At 52.2% G+C, this 17,244-nt stretch carries 18 protein-coding genes and 5 tRNA genes; 17 read left to right on the forward strand and 6 right to left on the reverse strand.

Going from position 1 to position 17,244, the window contains the following annotated elements; translation table 11 throughout:
• The first annotated feature begins 439 nt into the window (after positions 1-439).
• From AB7C91_RS10245 to AB7C91_RS10270, 6 genes are all read left to right on the forward strand, one after another.
• Complete coding sequence (locus AB7C91_RS10245) at positions 440-607, forward strand: DUF362 domain-containing protein (RefSeq protein WP_332446205.1); 168 nt, start codon at positions 440-442, stop codon at positions 605-607.
• Between the two features lie 64 nt (positions 608-671).
• Entirely contained in the window at positions 672-1,325 is a 654-nt protein-coding gene (locus AB7C91_RS10250; protein WP_428591165.1) for a hypothetical protein, read from the forward strand.
• Positions 1,318-2,514, forward strand: a complete 1,197-nt coding sequence (gene xseA, locus AB7C91_RS10255) for an exodeoxyribonuclease VII large subunit (RefSeq protein WP_428591167.1) — start codon at positions 1,318-1,320, stop codon at positions 2,512-2,514. The genes AB7C91_RS10250 and xseA overlap by 8 nt, the downstream gene beginning before the upstream one ends.
• 2 nt (positions 2,515-2,516) lie before the next feature.
• Positions 2,517-2,726, forward strand: a complete 210-nt coding sequence (xseB, locus tag AB7C91_RS10260) for an exodeoxyribonuclease VII small subunit (RefSeq protein ID WP_332446208.1) — start codon at positions 2,517-2,519, stop codon at positions 2,724-2,726.
• A gap of 11 nt (positions 2,727-2,737) precedes the next feature.
• Positions 2,738-3,610 (forward strand): formyltetrahydrofolate deformylase, encoded by an 873-nt coding sequence (purU, locus tag AB7C91_RS10265; RefSeq protein ID WP_332446209.1) that lies wholly within the window; start codon positions 2,738-2,740, stop codon positions 3,608-3,610.
• A 61-nt stretch (positions 3,611-3,671) separates the two neighbouring features.
• Complete coding sequence (locus AB7C91_RS10270; protein WP_332446210.1) at positions 3,672-4,340, forward strand: DUF4386 family protein; 669 nt, start codon at positions 3,672-3,674, stop codon at positions 4,338-4,340.
• Positions 4,341-4,391: 51 nt separating this feature from the next.
• Here the strand turns inward: AB7C91_RS10270 and AB7C91_RS10275 are convergent, their stop codons facing one another.
• The 3 genes from AB7C91_RS10275 to AB7C91_RS10285 form a co-directional block, all read right to left on the reverse strand.
• Positions 4,392-6,080, reverse strand: coding sequence for an ammonium transporter (locus AB7C91_RS10275; RefSeq protein WP_332446211.1), 1,689 nt, complete (start codon positions 6,078-6,080; stop codon positions 4,392-4,394).
• A gap of 169 nt (positions 6,081-6,249) precedes the next feature.
• A complete protein-coding gene (locus AB7C91_RS10280; RefSeq protein WP_428591172.1) occupies positions 6,250-7,359 on the reverse strand; it encodes an aminopeptidase in 1,110 nt (369 codons plus the stop codon).
• A gap of 3 nt (positions 7,360-7,362) precedes the next feature.
• Positions 7,363-8,118 carry a pseudouridine synthase gene (locus tag AB7C91_RS10285; protein ID WP_428591175.1) on the reverse strand — a complete coding sequence of 252 codons (756 nt, stop codon included), beginning with the start codon at positions 8,116-8,118 and terminating at the stop codon, positions 7,363-7,365.
• Between the two features lie 104 nt (positions 8,119-8,222).
• On the opposite strand from AB7C91_RS10285, the gene AB7C91_RS10290 reads away from it, so the two are divergent.
• Genes AB7C91_RS10290 through AB7C91_RS10300 form a run of 3 tightly spaced genes read left to right on the forward strand, consistent with a single transcriptional unit; the run spans position 8,223 to position 10,195 of the window.
• Positions 8,223-9,146, forward strand: a complete 924-nt coding sequence (locus tag AB7C91_RS10290) for a CBS domain-containing protein (protein WP_332446214.1) — start codon at positions 8,223-8,225, stop codon at positions 9,144-9,146.
• 4 nt (positions 9,147-9,150) lie between these two features.
• Positions 9,151-9,501 carry an iron-sulfur binding hydrogenase gene (locus AB7C91_RS10295; protein WP_428591178.1) on the forward strand — a complete coding sequence of 117 codons (351 nt, stop codon included), beginning with the start codon at positions 9,151-9,153 and terminating at the stop codon, positions 9,499-9,501.
• Entirely contained in the window at positions 9,485-10,195 is a 711-nt protein-coding gene (locus tag AB7C91_RS10300; protein ID WP_332446216.1) for a PHP domain-containing protein, read from the forward strand. The genes AB7C91_RS10295 and AB7C91_RS10300 overlap by 17 nt, the downstream gene beginning before the upstream one ends.
• Before the next feature lie 34 nt (positions 10,196-10,229).
• Here the strand turns inward: AB7C91_RS10300 and AB7C91_RS10305 are convergent, their stop codons facing one another.
• Together AB7C91_RS10305 and AB7C91_RS10310 are read right to left on the reverse strand one after the other, a co-directional pair.
• Positions 10,230-10,940 (reverse strand): Bax inhibitor-1/YccA family protein, encoded by a 711-nt coding sequence (locus AB7C91_RS10305; RefSeq protein WP_332446217.1) that lies wholly within the window; start codon positions 10,938-10,940, stop codon positions 10,230-10,232.
• Between the two features lie 54 nt (positions 10,941-10,994).
• Positions 10,995-12,347 (reverse strand): MATE family efflux transporter, encoded by a 1,353-nt coding sequence (locus tag AB7C91_RS10310; protein WP_332446218.1) that lies wholly within the window; start codon positions 12,345-12,347, stop codon positions 10,995-10,997.
• A gap of 65 nt (positions 12,348-12,412) precedes the next feature.
• On the opposite strand from AB7C91_RS10310, the gene AB7C91_RS10315 reads away from it, so the two are divergent.
• The 8 genes from AB7C91_RS10315 (at position 12,413) to AB7C91_RS10350 (ending at position 16,637) form a co-directional block, all read left to right on the forward strand.
• Positions 12,413-13,111, forward strand: a complete 699-nt coding sequence (locus AB7C91_RS10315; protein WP_332446219.1) for a DUF4197 family protein — start codon at positions 12,413-12,415, stop codon at positions 13,109-13,111.
• The gene (locus AB7C91_RS10320) at positions 13,108-15,366 is read left to right on the forward strand and encodes an AAA family ATPase (protein ID WP_428591183.1); all 2,259 of its coding nucleotides are present in this window, start codon (positions 13,108-13,110) and stop codon (positions 15,364-15,366) included. Before AB7C91_RS10315 ends, AB7C91_RS10320 begins: the two co-directional genes overlap by 4 nt.
• Positions 15,367-15,504: 138 nt before the next feature.
• Positions 15,505-15,576: transfer RNA gene (locus AB7C91_RS10325), tRNA-His, on the forward strand.
• 18 nt (positions 15,577-15,594) lie between these two features.
• Positions 15,595-15,668 (forward strand) — tRNA-Arg (locus AB7C91_RS10330).
• A 33-nt stretch (positions 15,669-15,701) separates the two neighbouring features.
• Positions 15,702-15,774: transfer RNA gene (locus AB7C91_RS10335), tRNA-Lys, on the forward strand.
• Positions 15,775-15,811: 37 nt separating this feature from the next.
• Positions 15,812-15,893 (forward strand) — tRNA-Leu (locus tag AB7C91_RS10340).
• A 44-nt stretch (positions 15,894-15,937) separates the two neighbouring features.
• Positions 15,938-16,009 (forward strand) — tRNA-Gly (locus tag AB7C91_RS10345).
• Between the two features lie 76 nt (positions 16,010-16,085).
• The gene (locus AB7C91_RS10350; protein ID WP_332447509.1) at positions 16,086-16,637 is read left to right on the forward strand and encodes a GNAT family N-acetyltransferase; all 552 of its coding nucleotides are present in this window, start codon (positions 16,086-16,088) and stop codon (positions 16,635-16,637) included.
• On the opposite strand, the gene AB7C91_RS10355 is transcribed toward AB7C91_RS10350, so the two are convergent.
• A complete protein-coding gene (locus AB7C91_RS10355; RefSeq protein WP_332447510.1) occupies positions 16,630-16,983 on the reverse strand; it encodes a Spx/MgsR family RNA polymerase-binding regulatory protein in 354 nt (117 codons plus the stop codon). The two genes, AB7C91_RS10350 and AB7C91_RS10355, sit on opposite strands and share 8 nt — an antisense overlap.
• Positions 16,984-17,244: the final 261 nt, after the last annotated feature.

Consider the following 17,244-nt stretch of genomic DNA (forward strand, 5'->3'; position numbering starts at 1 on the left):
ATGATAACGTATTTGTACAGAATTATGTTTCTAAGCCCTAGGGGTATAGACGCAAAAAAACCACCCTGGGGTGGCTGGCGTGTGGTTTTGGGGTTTTGAATTAGATTATGCTGCTGTCAAACTGTGGAGGGTCCCAGGCTACTTGAAAGACGTACCAGCCTTCCAGTCTTCGCCGCGAATATTATGGTAGACCCAATAGGGTGTTTTCGCTAGGTCGATACACGTTGTGTACAATTGATTGAGCATCCATAATACCGTGGTATACTATATAGTATATCCAATTATCATCTCATGGAATCTGTGGACGAAGTGCATATACTATAAGTTTATATCTGCTAATTATAATATGCCTTCAGTACAAATTTATTCACTTCCTTGACTCACAAGCGAAGGCGGTATATAGTCTGAAGCAACGAAAACGACGTAAGGAGTCAATATCATGGCTTACAAAATCACTGATGCATGCGTGGCTTGTGGAACTTGCCAGCCTGAGTGCCCCACCGGTGCTATTTCCGAAGGCGATATCTATGTAATCGACGCTGATACCTGCATCGATTGCGGCACTTGTGCCGATGTCTGCCCCACCGGAGCTATCATCCAGGACTAAATCAACCGCTTTGGTTGAGAGACAGCTTCGATTGCTGTCTCTTTTTTTTTCATAAGGATATGTCATGCAAGGAGAAACAACAACACTCGGCGCCCCGATTCTGCTCTTGGGACTTTTGCTAGGTTTCTTTCTCTGCTTTTACGGCTACCGGGCCAAGCGGTTGTTCATCAAGATTCGCAGTGCCGTGGCTGGAGCTTTGGTAGCGACTGCCGCCGCTCTCTTCTTCCATGCGCGGGCACAAGTCCTGGCAGCCCTGCAAACAGACCATCAACTACACGAACTTTGGTTGGTGATTTCCAATCCAGCTGATTATTCCGGACTGCTGCTGTATCTTCTCGCCTGTTCGGCGGGCGCCTTGGCTCTCTTTTTTCTCGCCCGCAATGCACACCCATTCCTCGATACGGTGGTGGCATTCTTCACTGCCGTAAGTATGGATCTTTTGATTTTCCTTCTGATCATCCCCTACCTACCCCTCAGTGTCAGCATCATCATCTCCTTGACGCTTCTGGTCGTCATCCTGGCATTCAGTTTGATCCACTTCACCTCCTATCTGGCCATCGAAAGCGCGTTGGCAGGATCCCTGTTGGTTTCCTATCTGCTTTCACGATTCTGGTACCTCGGATTTTGGATATTTTTCGGCCTTTGGGCATTGTTGGCGTTCCTGGGGATCCTGAATCAGCTGCATATGCTCACCCATAGGGAGAGCGACAATGCCTGAACTCATCAACACCGAACTGACCGTCTCTGAATTGACCAGTTTGATCAAGCAAACCCTTGAGCAGGGGTTCTATGGTTTGAAAGTCAGCGGGGAAATTTCCAATTTTCGACCTTCCTCAACGGGGCATTGGTTCTTCACGCTCAAGGACAGCAGTTGTGCGATCAGTGCGGTCATGTTCAAAAGCGCCCTCTGGAAGGTTGATTTCTCGCCGAAGGAAGGTGACAAGGTAACGGTAACCGGAAGCATCGATGTCTATGGTGCTCGGGGCACCTACCAACTCAAATGCGATACCATGGAACAATCGGGGGTCGGGGAGCTGCTTGCACTGCTGGAGAAACGAAAACGCTTCTATGCAGAAAAAGGATACTTTGCTCCGGAGAGAAAAAAAGTACTTCCCGTACGTCCCAAACGAATCGGTGTGGTGACCAGTCCCACAGGTGCAGCCCTCCAGGACATTCTCAATGTCTTGGGAAGAAGGGCTCCCGGTTTGGATGTCCTCGTCCTTCCCGCAGTCGTACAGGGAGAAGATGCAGCACGCAGCATTGCAAATCGCATCTGCCAGGCGAACAACCTCCTGCTCTGTGATGTGCTGATCGTCGGACGAGGCGGAGGGTCGCTTGAGGACCTGCTTCCGTTCAGTGAGGAGTGTGTGATCGAGGCGATCCATGATTCGTCCATACCGATCGTCAGCGCTGTCGGCCACGAGATCGACTGGGCGTTGTCCGATTATGCAGCGGATCTGAGGGCCCCCACTCCGTCGGCTGCTGCCGAACTGGTGAGCCAAGGCTATATGGAAAGCAGGCAACGCATCAAGGAAATTGAGGAGCAGTTGAAGCAGACGATGCTGCATCGCCTTGTGTTCTTTGAGGAACGGCTGAGACGATATACAAGCCAAGCGTTCCAACAAAGACTGGAGGCCATCATCGACAAACGCCAGTATCTGCTCGCCAATGCAAGCAACAACCTGGTCCTTGCCCAAAAACAACTGCTTAGGGATGCGTCCTCCCGTGTGGAATCGGCCCAAAGAGAGTTGCAAGCCCTTTCCCCCCTTGCTATACTGGCCCGAGGATATACCGTCGTCACCGATGATACAGGAAAGCTTGTCAAATCCCGGGCCCAGGCCGAGATCGGAAAACAGGTAACGCTTACTTTCATCGACGGCAAGCGAACGGCGCTGGTCAAGGAGTAGTCATGAGTTTTGAGACTGATGTTGCCAGAATTGAAGAAATTGCACAAACGTTGAACGCCTCCGATACCTCCTTGGAGGAAAGCCTTGCGTTGTTCGAGGAAGGCATGCGTTTGTCCAAGAAATTGGAACAAAGCCTCGCCGAAGCGAAACGCAAAGTCGAGCAGGTGCTCGGCGAAGACACGGATTCCATCGAGATAACATCACGTACCTAGAGGCGGCAACCATGGCAGAAACACAGAAAAAAATTATATTCCTCATCCAATGCGAGGATCGCAAAGGCATACTCAGTGCTACATCCACCTGGTTCTACAACCGGTCGTTCAATATCCTGCACTGCCAACAGCATACGGACAATACCCAAGGCAGGTACTTCATGCGCATCGAATTGGATATGGATGACCTGAAGACGACCAGAAAGGAATTGGAGGATGATTTTGCTGAATTCGCCGCCGAATACAAACTGACCTGGGAATGTCATTACAGTGACTATCATGCCAGGATGGCCATCATGGTAAGTAAGACCAGTCATTGCCTGTATGACCTGATAGCCCGGAAGAATGAAGGTGACCTTGATTGCGAAATCCCCTTGATCATCAGCAATCACCCCGATCTGGAGATGATCGCCAACCAGTTCCGCATTCCTTTCTACTACCTTCCGGTCACGGCCGAAACAAAGAACGAGCAGGAAGCAAAAATCCGCAGTCTGCTCAAGCGGTTCGACATTGATTTGGTGGTACTGGCACGGTACATGCAGATTCTTTCAGCTGAATTCACCCAGGAATGGCAAGGAAGGATCATCAATATCCACCACGGGTTCCTCCCTGCATTCCAAGGTGCGAATCCGTACCGTCGTGCGTATGAACGGGGAGTGAAGATGATCGGGGCGACTGCTCACTACGCCAGTGAAGATCTCGACCAGGGACCGATCATCGACCAGGATGTAGTGCGCGTCAACCATGAACTCAGCCCGAACGGACTTCGCGACGTTGGCAAGGATGTGGAACGCAGAGTGCTCGCCAAGGCAGTCCAGGCACATCTGGAAAGCCGCATCATCATCTTCAAGAACAGAACCATCGTATTTGAGGCGGAACGGTAAGCGATTATCCACTTGGATCCTGCAAGCTTGAGAATCGATACTGAACTATTGGAGGATCGGCATGGGAGACAGGGGAAATTTTCGGGTACTCGGAAAAACAGCATCGGTCAGCGCGATGGTGATGTTTTTACTCATTCCTCTGCAAATCATCATATTCATGTTGCATCCCCTGCCGACGGATGTACAGCAGTGGTATGCTCTGTTTCATGACTCTTGGTTGCTCGGCTTGGTTTCACTCGATCTGTTGTACATCATAGACAACAGCTTGGTGGCCTTGGTATACCTTGCACTGTATCAGTTGCTCAAGGATGTTTCGCCCTCTCGGATGCGCATAGCGCTTCTGCTGGGATTTCTCGGGATCGCAGCATACTGGGCAAGCAATCCGGCATTTGAAATGTGGCATGCACAGCAACAATTCCAGCTTGCCCAGGACTCAATGAGCAGGCAAACCTGGCTCATCGTCGGAGAAACCCTCTTGCTGCAATGGCGAGGAACTGCATTCATCACCTACTATATTCTCAATGGGGTTTCCCTGATTCTCATCTCCTCCGTCCTGCTTCACAGTAATTACCCTAAACGCATCGGCCGTATCGGATTGGTAAGCGGCATCTTGATGAGCATCCCATCGACCTTCGGCATGGTGGGGTTGATTTGTTCCCTGCTTTCCCTGATTCCCTGGCTTATCTTTCTTGCTTACCTGATCCCGATCTTTTGGAAACAGGAATACTGATGATCGGGGCTGGTCCCTCAAAAACAACCCCGATCAATCTTCTCGGATACGTTACTCTTCCACCACCTCATCCTGAAGGGCATCATACCCTTCCTCACCGGTTCTGACCTTGATCACGTTGTCAACCGTATAGACGAAGATCTTGCCGTCACCAATATGCCCGGTATACAGTGCTTTCTTTGCAGCCTCGATGACTGTACGGACCGGGACCTTGCTCACCACCGTCTCCACCTGCATCTTGGGAAGCAGGGTCATGGAAACCGGCAGACCGCGGTAATACTCCTTGTTTCCTTTCTGCATGCCGCATCCCATGACCTCGGTGACGGTCAACCCGGTCACCCCGATGGCGTTGAGCTGCTGTTTCAGCTCATTGAACTTGCTCTGTCTGCTGACGATGACCACCTTGTACATCGGAACCTCTTTGCTCGGGCGTTTGGTCGGCGGGACCTCTATGACCGGCAACGCCTGCTCAACTGGTGCGATTTCCCCCAGGACATGGGGAACGGCAGGCATGAAATCGGCATAGGAGGAAACGATGCCATGTTCCTCCAGATCGAGCCCTGCAATTTCCTCGGCCGGCGACACCCGAAGTCCCACAGTCCTGTCGATCACGGCAAAGAGGATGATCATGGAAAGAGAAACCCAAATCATCACCGAGAAGACCCCGATTGCCTGAACGCCGAGCAAAGCGAACCCACCTCCGTAGAGCAGTCCACCATCAACGGAGAACAGTCCGACCAACAATGTTCCCAAAGCACCACAAATGCCGTGAACCGAAATTGCGCCCACCGGGTCATCGATATTGGCAACCTTCTCAAAGAATTCGACGGCGAACACGATGACCACCCCGCTGATCAATCCGATGATTGCAGCTCCCATCGGAGAGACTGCATCGCATCCGGCGGTGATGGCGACCAAACCCGCCAACGCTCCGTTGAGTGTCATCGACACATCGGGCTTCTTGTAGCGAATCCAAGTCACGATCATCGTTGCAATGGAAGCAAACGCAGCGGCGAGGTTGGTGGTGACGAAAATCTTGGAGGCACTGAGTATCGTGTCATCACCACTGAGACTTACCGTAGACCCCCCATTGAAACCGAACCAACAGAACCAGAGAATGAAAACACCCAAAGCACCAAGGGTGAGGCTGTGGCCGGGGATTGCCTTTGCATTCCCCTGTGCGTCGTATTTGCCTATGCGCGCCCCCAATCGTTTCGCACCCCAGAATGCTGCCACGCCACCTACCATATGGACTGCAGTGGAACCGGCGAAATCATGGAATCCCAGAGCTGAGAGCCACCCGCCGCCCCAAATCCAATGACCACTGACCGGATAGATGAAGGCACTGATGATCAAAGAGTAGATGCAGTAGGAAATGAACTTCGTCCTCTCAGCCATGGCTCCACTGACGATGGTGGCTGCAGTTGCACAGAAAACCGTCTGGAAAATCAAGAAGGCATAGGAAGGAAAGGATGCGCTGTAATCACCATGTACAAAGATGTCCAATGTACCGATGAAGGGGTTTGCTATGCCTGTAGCCCCGATGCCGAACATCAAGCCGAACCCGATGATCCAGAAAGCGGCACTTCCCAGGCAGAAGTCCATCAAATTCTTCATGATGATGTTTCCCGCATTCTTCGCCCTGGTGAACCCCGTCTCAACCATGGCGAATCCGGCCTGCATGAAGAATACCAACACAGAACCCAACAACACCCACATGGTGTCTACCGATGAATACATACCGTTTCCTCCCGTGCAAAAAAAGAGACGTGCAGTGACCTTTCACCGCACGCCTTCGTACGAAGCCCAACGGGCCGCAACAACGAAAGAAGGCGATGCGGATCACTCCACATCGCCTTCGACGTATGCACAGGTTATAACCAACCTCGGCCTATTCTGTCAAGCACCTTCAGAGCGAAAGATTCAGGCACTGCAACCGAGGGTGCACGAACAGCCCGTCCTTGCGTACCAATTCCCCGTCGAAATACATCTCCCCGCCACCGTACTCCGGCCGCTGGATCTGCACCAAATCCCAATGGACGGCGCTGCGGTTGCCGTTGTCACAATCATCATAGGCATTACCCGGGGTGAAGTGAATGGAACCGAGGATTTTCTCATCGAAGAGGATGTTATCCATCGGCTTGAGAATGCCTGGATTGCAGCCCAAGGCGAATTCACCGATATAGCGTGCACCCTCATCAATATCGAAAATCTCATTGAGCAGGACATCGTCATCGGCATGCGCCTCGACGATCTTCCCATCCTTGAAGGTTAGGCTCACATCCTTGAAACAATGTCCATGATAGGTGCTTTCCGTATTGTAGGTGATCGTTCCGTTCACCGAATCCTTGACCGGACACGAATAGATTTCCCCATCGGGAATGTTCATCTGCCCTGCACAGGGGATCCAACCCATTTTCTTTACACTGAAGGTCAGATCGGTTCTGGGCGCCTTGATATGCACCTTGTCCACGGTATCGAGATAGGCCTTGGCTTCCGCCATGGCCGCAGCCATCCTGTCATAGTCGACTTCAGTGCAGACTTTGTAGAAGAAGTCCTCGAATTCAGTGGTTCCCATCCCTGCCTGCATGGCAAAAATCTCGGTCGGGTACCGAAGGACGACCCATTTGGTGTGGGGAACCCTGGTTTGCATATGCACCGGAATATTGTAAAGCTTGCTCACCAGATTCGCCTGCTCGGGGATAGTGGCAAGTTCGCGTACGTTGGCGATTCCCCTGATTCCGATGAAGGCATCCATCTGTTTCATCCGGTAGGTATCGACATCGGCCCATTTCTTCAAGGATTCTTCCGTCGCCCCTTCCGACATGGCCCGTTCGAGACGAGCCTGCCAGAGATTGACCACAGGATAGCCGCCGGCCTCATACACGGCCTGTACCAACGCTTCGGTCATGGTGATTGGGACATCGACTGCGTTGATCAGACAAGACTCCCCTTTCTGAAGTTTTACTGAATAATTCACGAGAAGCTTCGCCAGCTTCTGTTCCCTAGGATCTGCCATCCATCATTCTCCTTCTTCTTGGCTTTGAATTCGTATTTCGAGAGGCTTTGCGGTGATCGGATGCACCAGTTCAACCGCAACCGCACGCAAGCCGAGATTATGCGCACTCCGTCCATGATACACCTCATCGCCCTCAAGCGGCCACCCACTCCAGGCAAGATGCACCCGCACCTGATGCCTGAACCCGGAGGACAATCTGCAGGTAAAGTGCTCCCTACCTCCGGGACCACTTCCGGCATAGGTGACCTTAGTCATGTACCAGGTACCGGTGGTCTTGTCCAACAGATGCTTGGGACTGTCTGCGAGCACCGGCCTTACTTCCCTCCGGTTCTCCCCAAAACGCCGGAAAAGACTACCTATGGCAACCTCCTTCCCTTTTGCAGCATAGGGATCCTCATACGGGTAAGCAGGGAAACCCGGCAGATCAGGAACTCGGGGACCGCTTGAGATGGCTTGGTATTCCTTGAAGAACAGATCGGCTTTCTGCAACGCCTGCAAGGAAGCATAGGCCTCCTTGGTCCTCGCGATGACCACCAAGCCACTGGTGGCGGTATCCAGACGATGCAGGACCCCGCCTTCCCAGAGGTTATGGCCGGCGATCTGCCGCACCTCGGGATATGCTTGGGAAACCAGACCCAATAGGGTCAGTTTCTCCACAGGATCATCCTTAAGCGGAACGGTGGGCAAATGGGCGGGCTTGTCCACTACCAGAATATCATGGTCTTCATAGACGAGTGCGAACTTCATTTCCTCTTCCATACCCTTTCACTATACTAAAATTTCCGGGTTCCGGCATCAAGAAAAGGGTCGGTCGAAAGCCAAGGTTTCTTTGCACGCGTACAAAGCTGATGTATACTCATGCTATGCAAGAGATCCCTATCAATACCTACACCTCACCCAATGTCATCCTCGAGCTCATTTATCGGCTGAAGGTCAAGGATGTCATGACCACCGACCTGATCACTGCAGCCAAGGAAACATCCTTGCGGGAAATCCAGTACATCATGCGTCAGCAACAGGTGACCGGACTTCCGATCGTCATGGGCAAGCGCTTGATAGGGATCGTCAGTATGGATGACATCATCCAGGCGTTGGACAAGGGCTATATCGAGGAAAAGGCGCAGGACCATATGACCAGGAATCTCATCGTTCTTGAGGATGATATGCCCATCTCCTTCGCGATCAGCTATTTCGACCGTTTCAAGTACCATCGGTTCCCGGTGCTGAACAAACATAAGGAACTGGTGGGTATGATCACCAGCCGGGATATTACCAGCACCTTGCTTGTCGAGGTAAACCGGGAAATAGAGGAGCTGGAGAAACGCACCCGCACCACCAGCCTCAGCGAGGAGATGAGTGGGGAGATCCACACCTACTCGATCATGAAGAATGATTTCGAGAATGCAGGATATGCATCAACGGAGATCAAGAAACGTTTGAAGAGTGCGGGGATCCAACCGCATATCATCCGACGAGCGGCCGTGGCAAGCTATGAGCTGGAGATGAATCTGGTGGTCCACTCCGATGGTGGGGAATTGATCGCTGAGTATTCCCCGCAAACGCTGCAGATCACCGCCAGGGACAGCGGACCGGGCATCAGTGATCTTGCATCAGCTATGACTCCCGGCTGGTCGACCGCCAGCGAATGGATCAGATCCCTCGGATTCGGGGCGGGCATGGGATTGCCCAACGTGAAATCCGTATCGGATGACTTTACCATTGAAAGCAGTAGAAACGGGACGACGGTGGTCAGTACCATCGTTCTGCATCCCACACAGGAGGAATAGGACAATGGTTGTACGTGAACTTGCCGCAATCCAGGGATTCGCCACCGAATGCATGGAATCAGGCGATCTGGCGATTTTGGATGCATACACAGGAGATTTGCTCAGTGATGTTATGGGCAACGCCCCTTCAGAGAGTGTGCTCATCACCATTCAGGCCCATAAGAATACCGTTGCGGTAGCCTCGCTTGCAGGTATCCGAGCCCTGGTCATATGCAATGGACGGTCCATCCCCCCGGATATGCTGCAATCGGCGAAGGAAGAGGACATCGCCGTCTTCTCTACCGGCGACACCCAATTCGAGGCAAGTTGCAAGGTTGCCGCAGCATTGGGAATATTGTATGCGGGTAGCCGTTGATCTACACAACCACAGCTGTCTCTCCCCCTGTGGAAGTGATGATTTGACGCCTTCCCTGCTTGCTGTGGAAGCGATGGAACAGGGTATCCAGATTCTCGCCCTGACCGATCACAATAGTGCACGCAATCTGGTTGCATTTTCCCAAGCCTGTGAGATTTGCTCGCTTCTCGGCTTATATGGACTGGAGGTGACTACCATCGAGGAAGTGCATGTGCTCACCGTATTCCCCAATCTTGAGGATGCACTGGCATTCGGATCGTTCATCGAATTTCTGTTGCCCCCGATTTCCAACGATCCGAAGCTGTTCGGCAACCAGCTTGTGTGCGATGTGACCGGAACGGTCATTGACCGGGTGGACAGGCTGCTGATCAGCGGCACATCCCTTTCCTTCTGTGATGTCGTCGAGGAAGCGCTCAGCCGGGATGCGTTGGTCATCCCTGCCCATATCGATCGGTTTGCAAACAGTGTGCTCGCTAACCTGGGATTTCTCCCTGATCTGCCCTACACGGCATTGGAAGCCATCCATCTCCCGGTACAAGCAGACACCCACAACCTTACAATTCTCACAGGAAGCGACGCTCACAGTCTGGATCAGGTAGGCAGACGAACCTGCTACCTTGAGCTTGAGGAAATTTCCTATGAAGCGTTGAAAGCCGGATTGAGAAATCCGGCACAGGTGCGCTACAGAAAGTAAAGCCGCCTTAGCTTTCTCAGGCGGCTTGGATCCACTAGTTGCGGCTTGACCGAGAGAAGATTCTGAGCAGGTACAAAAAGAGATTCAAAAAATCCAGATACAGCGACAATGCGCCGATGATGCTCAGCTTGGTGAAGGTTTCCTCATCAATACCCGAGCCATATTCCTGATTCATTCTGATGATCTTCTGAGTATCATAGGCGGTAAGGCCGAGGAATACTGCAACTCCGATGAAACTGATCAGATAATCGAGTCCGGAGGATCGGAAGAAGATGTTGACCAGACTGGCGATGATCAAGCCCCACAATCCCATGATCAGGTAGGAACCGATTCGATTCAGATCCCGTTTGGTCGTCATTGCATAGAGGCTCATCCCGGCGAACATCAATGCGGTGGTGAAGAACGTCTTGTAGATGACCACTCCTGCATATACGGCGAACAGGGTGCTGAGCATGATGCCGTTGAGTGCTGAATATGCCAAAAACGCCCCGATCGCACTCGCTTGGCTCATTCGGTCCAATCGAGCAGTGAGATAGAAGACCAAGGCGAACTCACCGATGACGATGAACAGGAATCCCATGGTATTGCCGACCAACGCACGAAGCAGCGAAGGATTGCCGGCGATAAAGAAAGCAATGACGCCGGTCAAGGCAAGTCCTGCAGTCATCCAAAGGTATACGTTCTTCAAAATGGTCCGCTCGCGGGCGAATACATTCTGAAGCATCGAGGTATTTTGTTCGTTCATGTAGGTAGCCTCCATTGCTATCATATCATAATTTCGTAATTCTTTGCAAAATCGTCAACGCCCTTCCAACCATCTGCGTTTTCTGAACGCAACCAGACGCAAAGCACATTCCGCCCCATCACCGATCAGGTAGGCCGCCCACAACCAGGATACATCGAGTCTGAACAGCAATACGACAACCAATGCATACGGTATTTGCAGAAACCAACTGGAAATAAGAGAAGATGACAAGATGGGGCGGGTATGCCCGGATCCAAAAAAGGCAGCTCCAAGTGCGCTGCTGACCGCTAACACAAGCAGACAGACACCATAGATCCGCATCAAGGGTATTGATGAATCCATCACGGAATCACTGCCGAGAAAGAGGCGCAGAATAGGCTGGGGAAACACTTCCAGCATTACGACCAGAGGAAGGGAAAAGACCAAACCATTGAGGATGGAGAGCCGGACAACCTGTTGTGCTTGGTCCTGCTCGCCTGATCCGAGCCTTTGACCCACCAGAATCCCCGATCCCATACCCAGCCCACCGGAAGGCATGCCGCAGAATTGGTAGATCCGGTTGGCGATTCCCAAGGCTGCCAATGCAGAAGTCCCGTAGAGTGCGACCAGCTTGAGGAAGATGAAGGTCACCAAGGATCTGAGCAACATGTTCACTCCGCTGGGAAGCCCGATCGTGAGCAGGGCCTTGTCCAGATCCTTGTCCAGATGAAAAATCCCGTGCAATCCGATGCGTAGCGGTGCTTTTGCGCTGTGTAGGTACCAGAACCCCCCGATGAAGGCAATGGTATAGGAGATGCAGGTTGCCAAGGCGGAACCGGTCATCCCCCAACCAAGTCCCCGGATGGAAGTGCCGGGAATGAGAGAGAACATACACACAGGATCCAGCACAAGGTTCAGCACCGCCGTTGCAAGCAACAGACGCATCGGGGTCTTGGCATCAGAGGTGCTTCGCAGGATGGTGTTGACCGTATAGGAGGAGAAAAACACCGGGATGAAAAGCGTCCGCAGATAGCCATACTGCATTCCAAAGGAGAAGACCTTGGGATCGTCGGTATAGATGCGATAGAAGAACGGGAGCGAAAGCAGGAGAAGTACGGCACCCAGGCTGCCCAGCAAGGCCTTGAATACGAATGTCTGTTCCCCGATTCTTCTGGTCAGTTGGACATCGCCGGCTCCCCAGCTGCGACTGAGCATGGATACGCTGCTTGTTCCCACAATCTCGTTGAGGATTTCCAGCGCCCAGAACAAGGCCAAATAGATGGTAAGGGCGGCGACCGCCTCCTTGCCGAGCATACCGATCCAAAACATATCCACCACGTCGTAAAGAGCGGTGAACAGCATGCCGTACATGGTAGGGAGGCTGAGTTGGTGGATTTGTTTGTTGATCACGCTTCGATCGGTGTCCATCGTGCGGATTGTACATGGGTAAAGCATGCTATGCAAGACGAAAAGCCGATGGTATAGTGGGGAACATGAAACGGTTGCCAATTTTAGCGTTGCTTCCTGTATGCCTGCTTCTCATTGGATGTACGACAACCCAACGACAACAGCAACCAGCTGCACTGACCAGCGAACAGGCACTCACCGAGGTAGTCAAGCTTGCCAGCGAATCGGTCGATGCCAATTTGTTTGCGCCATTGACGTTGGAGGAGCTGCTTCCCCCACAGGCTCAATTGTTCGTCGACTTGGAGGAGATACCCTTGTTTTCCGACCAACTTTCCCTCTGGAATGATCAGGTGCTGCTTGCCTATCGTCAGGTGGTGCTGCAAATCCCCGCTTTGGTGCAGGACGCAGTGGGGAAAGTGACGTGGCAGCAACCGGATCAGTTGGTGAAGGGGGGAAACCAGAGCGCCACCACCTATTTTTTGGAGGATCAGGGCAAGTTTCTGAGCCAAGGAATCCGAATAATGCTGACGGATGCGCTGAAGCAGAGCCAAATCACCTGGGATTTGATTTTGAAACGATATGCAATATGGCGCGAGGCGACCATGTTGTGGGGCAGAGCTCCGCTGCCTGAGATCACCGTCTCCGTGGACGAACATCTGTTCGATCTCTGTATCGCCACCTATTATGCTGAATTGGGAGTGCAGGAAGCTCAAGCACGTACCACTCCGGTTCCCAAGGGGAGCGGATCATTCCTCGAACTCTTCCAACAGGATGTACAGCCATGAATCTGTTTACCACAGCCAGTGAAGCAGACCAGCAGAAGAATCAACCTCTGGCCTACCGGATGCGTCCCCGTACGCTGGATGAATATATCGGTCAGGATGCAATCATCGGGGAAGGCAGGTTGCTCAGACGTGCCATCCAAGCCGACCAGCTTTCCTCCGTCATTTTCTACGGTCCACCGGGAACCGGAAAAACCACGCTGGCGCGCGTCATTGCGAATACCACCAAACGGCATTTTTCCACGTTGAACGCAGTGCTTTCCGGGGTGAAGGAACTGCGCTACGAGATCGACCAGGCACGGGAACGGCTTGCCTTGTACAGCCAAGGGACGATTCTCTTCATTGATGAGGTGCATCGATGGAACAAGAGCCAACAGGATGCGCTCCTTCCCTGGGTGGAAAATGGGACGGTCATCCTGATCGGAGCGACGACGGAAAACCCCTACTTCGAGGTGAATGCAGCCTTGGTCAGCCGCTCCCGGATTTTTCAGTTGAAAAGCCTGACCAATGAGGACTTGCTTCGTATCGCCCGCCAAGCTTTGGCGGACAAGGAACGAGGGTACGGCAACTACCAGGTATCGTTCGAGGAGGGAGCTCTGGAGCATTTGGTGGAAATTGCAAATGGTGATGCCCGAAGTTTGCTCAACGCCCTCCAATTAGCAGTGGAAACATCCCAGACCTCATTTCCTCCTCCCCTTCATGCGGCAATTTTCATTACCAAGGATGCCGCCGAGCAATCAATCCAGAAGAAGGCCGTGCTTTATGACAAGGAAGGCGATTATCATTTCGATGTAATCAGTGCCTTCATCAAGAGTATTCGCGGCAGTGATCCCGACGCTACCTTGTATTGGCTTGCCCGTATGGTCAATGCGGGAGAAGATCCCAAGTTCATATTCAGAAGGATGCTCATCAGCGCCTGTGAGGATGTAGGGCTTGCCGATCCCCAGGCCATTGTGGTAGTCCACGCCGATGCAGAGGCTTTCGAGCGGATCGGTTTTCCTGAAGGACGATTCCATATGACCCATGCGGCATTGTATCTGGCAACGTGTGAAAAGAGCAATTCCACACTTGCCTTTTTCGATGCACTCAAAGCGGTGGAACAACAGGCACAGGATGAGGTTCCCAATCACCTCAAGGACGGCAACCGCGATGCAAAGGGATTCGGGCATGGTGAAGGATACCTCTACCCGCATGCATATCAGGACCATTGGGTGGCACAGCAATACCTGCCGAGCTCCCTGCAAGGAAGGATGTACTACCAGCCCAGCGACCAAGGATACGAGAGGACCATCAAGGAGAAAGTCCAGCGGCATCGTGAGCAGCAGTTGGAAAGTGTGGAAGTCGATGCCTTTGTGGAGAACCTCACCTATTCCCCGGGAGACAAAGGACGGGAGCGGTGGGTCAATAGAACCATCAGCGAACGGGGTGCTTTGCTTGAGGCCATCCGAAACGCCTTGTTCTCCCGCACCGAGCTGAGACGAAGCGACCGGGTGCTCGTCTGTAATGCCGGCCACGGGCTTCTGCTTTGGGAGGCTTTTCGGAAAACACCAGAGGGATTGGTGGTTGCCCAGGTCCGCTCCCAGGATCATATGGAGCATATCTCCCATTATGCGTCTTCGTTGAGTGCCTTGGAACGACCGGAAATTCATTGTGCCGAACTGCCTTCCGTACTGGCGAATCTGCCCCAGGCTCTCCGTTTTGAATGCATCTTAGGGCGCAATGTGTTTTCCCGGGCCAAGAAAGAACAGAGTTTGCTTGAGCAGTTGACTGCCCGTCTTTCCACCGATGGTCAAATTCATTTGGCTGAAAGCGTGCCGGTTTCAGGATCACGCCTCTCCGATTTCGTCCCCCCCGATATGCAAGCACTGCTCAGACAGGCTGAGACGCTCTTGTATGCGGATCCAAGCAATGCGTTGACCAACTGGGATGAAGCGGATCTGGCGGCAATGTTTGAGGAAAAGGGCCTTTCGGTGGAAATTGAAAGCAGGGACTTGATCGAACACCGCAGGATGACTCCTCTGGATGTACGCCGGTATGTGGATGCATCCTACCTACCGGCTTTCGCACAACTGGATCTGCCCGTGGATCCGGTCGAACTCCAACAATCACTGGAGACGGCTGTTTGCAATTCCAATCTCCCTTGGAAACACCATCTGGCTTTTCTGCATGCCTACCGAACGGAATCACCGGGGGGAAAACAAAGACAGGGGGATGCACTCCTTCAGGAAGTCCATGCACGGGTGAAGCCATCCAAATGATTATCCTTCTTGCAATTGCTTGCACCATGCCATTTTTTTGGAAAAATTGGGAGAGACTTGTTGACAAAGAAAGGTCTTTGAGGCATAGTATGCAACGTTGAAACGCACTGGTGATGAACCACTGCTTCAGCTACCATGGTGGAAGTAGTTCAATGGTAGAGCACCAGATTGTGGATCTGGCTGTTGCGGGTTCGAGCCCCGTCTTCCACCCTTAACCGGGTCAAGAGCGCGCTCGTAGCTCAGCTGGATAGAGCGCCGGACTTCGAATCCGTAGGTCGAAGGTTCGAATCCTTCCGGGCGCAATTGGTTTTGGTTTTTGTTAGTTTAGTTGTCATGGGCCGCTAGCTCAGCTGGTAGAGCAGCAGACTCTTAATCTGCGGGTCAAAGGTTCGATCCCTTTGCGGCTCAAAACATGGCGAACCTCGTAAGGGGCAAGACATGCACCGCGAGAGTGGTGAAATTGGCAGACACGCCAGACTTAGGATCTGGTACCTTACGGTGTAGGGGTTCAAGTCCCCTCTCTCGCATAAGGACAATCCTGTGGAGGGCTGTCTGGACAACAACGGTTTTTGCGAAAGTAGCTCAGTGGTAGAGCTCCACCTTGCCAAGGTGGATGTCGCGGGTTCAAGTCCCGTCTTTCGCTCTTAGGCAACCAGAGAAATTTGGTTGCCTTTTCTTTTGTACTTGAATGAACGAAAAACACTGTATATGCTGGATGCATGATTGTTGAACCGGGTTTGCATCAGCTCTCTGACCATCGAATGGTTGTCGTTCGCTCCCTTGAGAAGAACGATGCCGAGGCTACTGTTTCGTTTGTCGGGAGGATCTATGGATCCTCACCCTATCTTGCCCGCTATCCGGAAGAATGGAATGTCAGGACGGAGGAGGAGCAGGCATTCATCCAAACCGTCAATACCAGTAGGAATCGAGTCATGCTAGGGGCTTTTTTCGAAGGTAATCAGATTGCTATTGCCGACTTCAGTCCGGTATCTGCGAACAGCAAGATGCGTCATCGAAGCATCTGTGCCATTTCCATCGAACCGTCCTTCCAAGGAAAGGGGCTGGGTACCATTCTGATGCAAACTTTGATCGACTTGGCGAGGGCAGCTGGTTTTGAGCAACTGGAGTTGGAAGTGGTCAGCACCAACGAGGCGGCTGTACATCTCTATAGAAAAGTCGGCTTCGTCAAGGTCGGGACAATCACCCACGGATTCAAAACCAAGGAAGGAACGTATCTGGACCTGGACTATATGATTCACCGACTTACTTGAGAAGCACCTCGTCCCATTGCTCCTGTTTGAATCCCACCAACACGAAATGCTCGTCGACCAGCAACGGACGCTTGATCAACATTCCATCCCCTGCCAGAAGGGCGAGCAATTGTGGCGTATCCATCCCCTGTATGATTTTGGACAAACCCAGATTTCGGTACTGTTGCCCGCTGGTATTGAAAAATCTCTGCAACGTTAGATGACTGCGCTGTACAAAATCAGAGAGTTCGGCAAGCGATGGGGGATCGTCCTTGATATTCCTATAGGAATACGAGATGCCTCTTGCAGAAAGATACGCCTGCGCCTTTTTACAGGTCGAACACTTGGGATAACAAAAAAGAGTCATGCAGCCCCTCCTTCAACATGATACCTAGAGTGTACCACGGCGAGGCAATCGGGACAAATACGCTTCTTCCCCTAGACCAAACGGAAAAAAGTTGCTATATACAATATGTTTCCGGTAAAGGGGTTTCCCTAAATTACCCCTATATGGGTGGTCGAGCTTACTTGGTTGTTGTATACTCCATACTGGCTCGATTGCATAAGGAAGCTACAAACGGGCTTTGCCGTAAGGATATACATGGTCCAGCAGAGGACCGAAAGGATG

It is taken from the genome of Sphaerochaeta sp. (genome assembly GCF_050256055.1).
Lineage (GTDB): Bacteria > Spirochaetota > Spirochaetia > Sphaerochaetales > Sphaerochaetaceae > Sphaerochaeta.

Coding starts and splice junctions, on each gene's coding strand:
- AB7C91_RS10295 (WP_428591178.1), top strand. CDS start 9,151: ATGGTTGTACGTGAACTTGCCGCAATCCAGGGATTCGCCACCGAATGC.
- AB7C91_RS10300 (WP_332446216.1), top strand. CDS start 9,485: ATGCGGGTAGCCGTTGATCTACACAACCACAGCTGTCTCTCCCCCTGT.
- AB7C91_RS10310 (WP_332446218.1), bottom strand. CDS start 12,347: ATGGACACCGATCGAAGCGTGATCAACAAACAAATCCACCAACTCAGC.
- AB7C91_RS10280 (WP_428591172.1), bottom strand. CDS start 7,359: ATGGCAGATCCTAGGGAACAGAAGCTGGCGAAGCTTCTCGTGAATTAT.
- xseA (WP_428591167.1), top strand. CDS start 1,318: ATGCCTGAACTCATCAACACCGAACTGACCGTCTCTGAATTGACCAGT.
- AB7C91_RS10350 (WP_332447509.1), top strand. CDS start 16,086: ATGATTGTTGAACCGGGTTTGCATCAGCTCTCTGACCATCGAATGGTT.
- AB7C91_RS10250 (WP_428591165.1), top strand. CDS start 672: ATGCAAGGAGAAACAACAACACTCGGCGCCCCGATTCTGCTCTTGGGA.
- purU (WP_332446209.1), top strand. CDS start 2,738: ATGGCAGAAACACAGAAAAAAATTATATTCCTCATCCAATGCGAGGAT.
- AB7C91_RS10245 (WP_332446205.1), top strand. CDS start 440: ATGGCTTACAAAATCACTGATGCATGCGTGGCTTGTGGAACTTGCCAG.
- AB7C91_RS10270 (WP_332446210.1), top strand. CDS start 3,672: ATGGGAGACAGGGGAAATTTTCGGGTACTCGGAAAAACAGCATCGGTC.
- AB7C91_RS10290 (WP_332446214.1), top strand. CDS start 8,223: ATGCAAGAGATCCCTATCAATACCTACACCTCACCCAATGTCATCCTC.
- xseB (WP_332446208.1), top strand. CDS start 2,517: ATGAGTTTTGAGACTGATGTTGCCAGAATTGAAGAAATTGCACAAACG.
- AB7C91_RS10355 (WP_332447510.1), bottom strand. CDS start 16,983: ATGACTCTTTTTTGTTATCCCAAGTGTTCGACCTGTAAAAAGGCGCAG.
- AB7C91_RS10285 (WP_428591175.1), bottom strand. CDS start 8,118: ATGGAAGAGGAAATGAAGTTCGCACTCGTCTATGAAGACCATGATATT.
- AB7C91_RS10275 (WP_332446211.1), bottom strand. CDS start 6,080: ATGTATTCATCGGTAGACACCATGTGGGTGTTGTTGGGTTCTGTGTTG.
- AB7C91_RS10320 (WP_428591183.1), top strand. CDS start 13,108: ATGAATCTGTTTACCACAGCCAGTGAAGCAGACCAGCAGAAGAATCAA.
- AB7C91_RS10305 (WP_332446217.1), bottom strand. CDS start 10,940: ATGAACGAACAAAATACCTCGATGCTTCAGAATGTATTCGCCCGCGAG.
- AB7C91_RS10315 (WP_332446219.1), top strand. CDS start 12,413: ATGAAACGGTTGCCAATTTTAGCGTTGCTTCCTGTATGCCTGCTTCTC.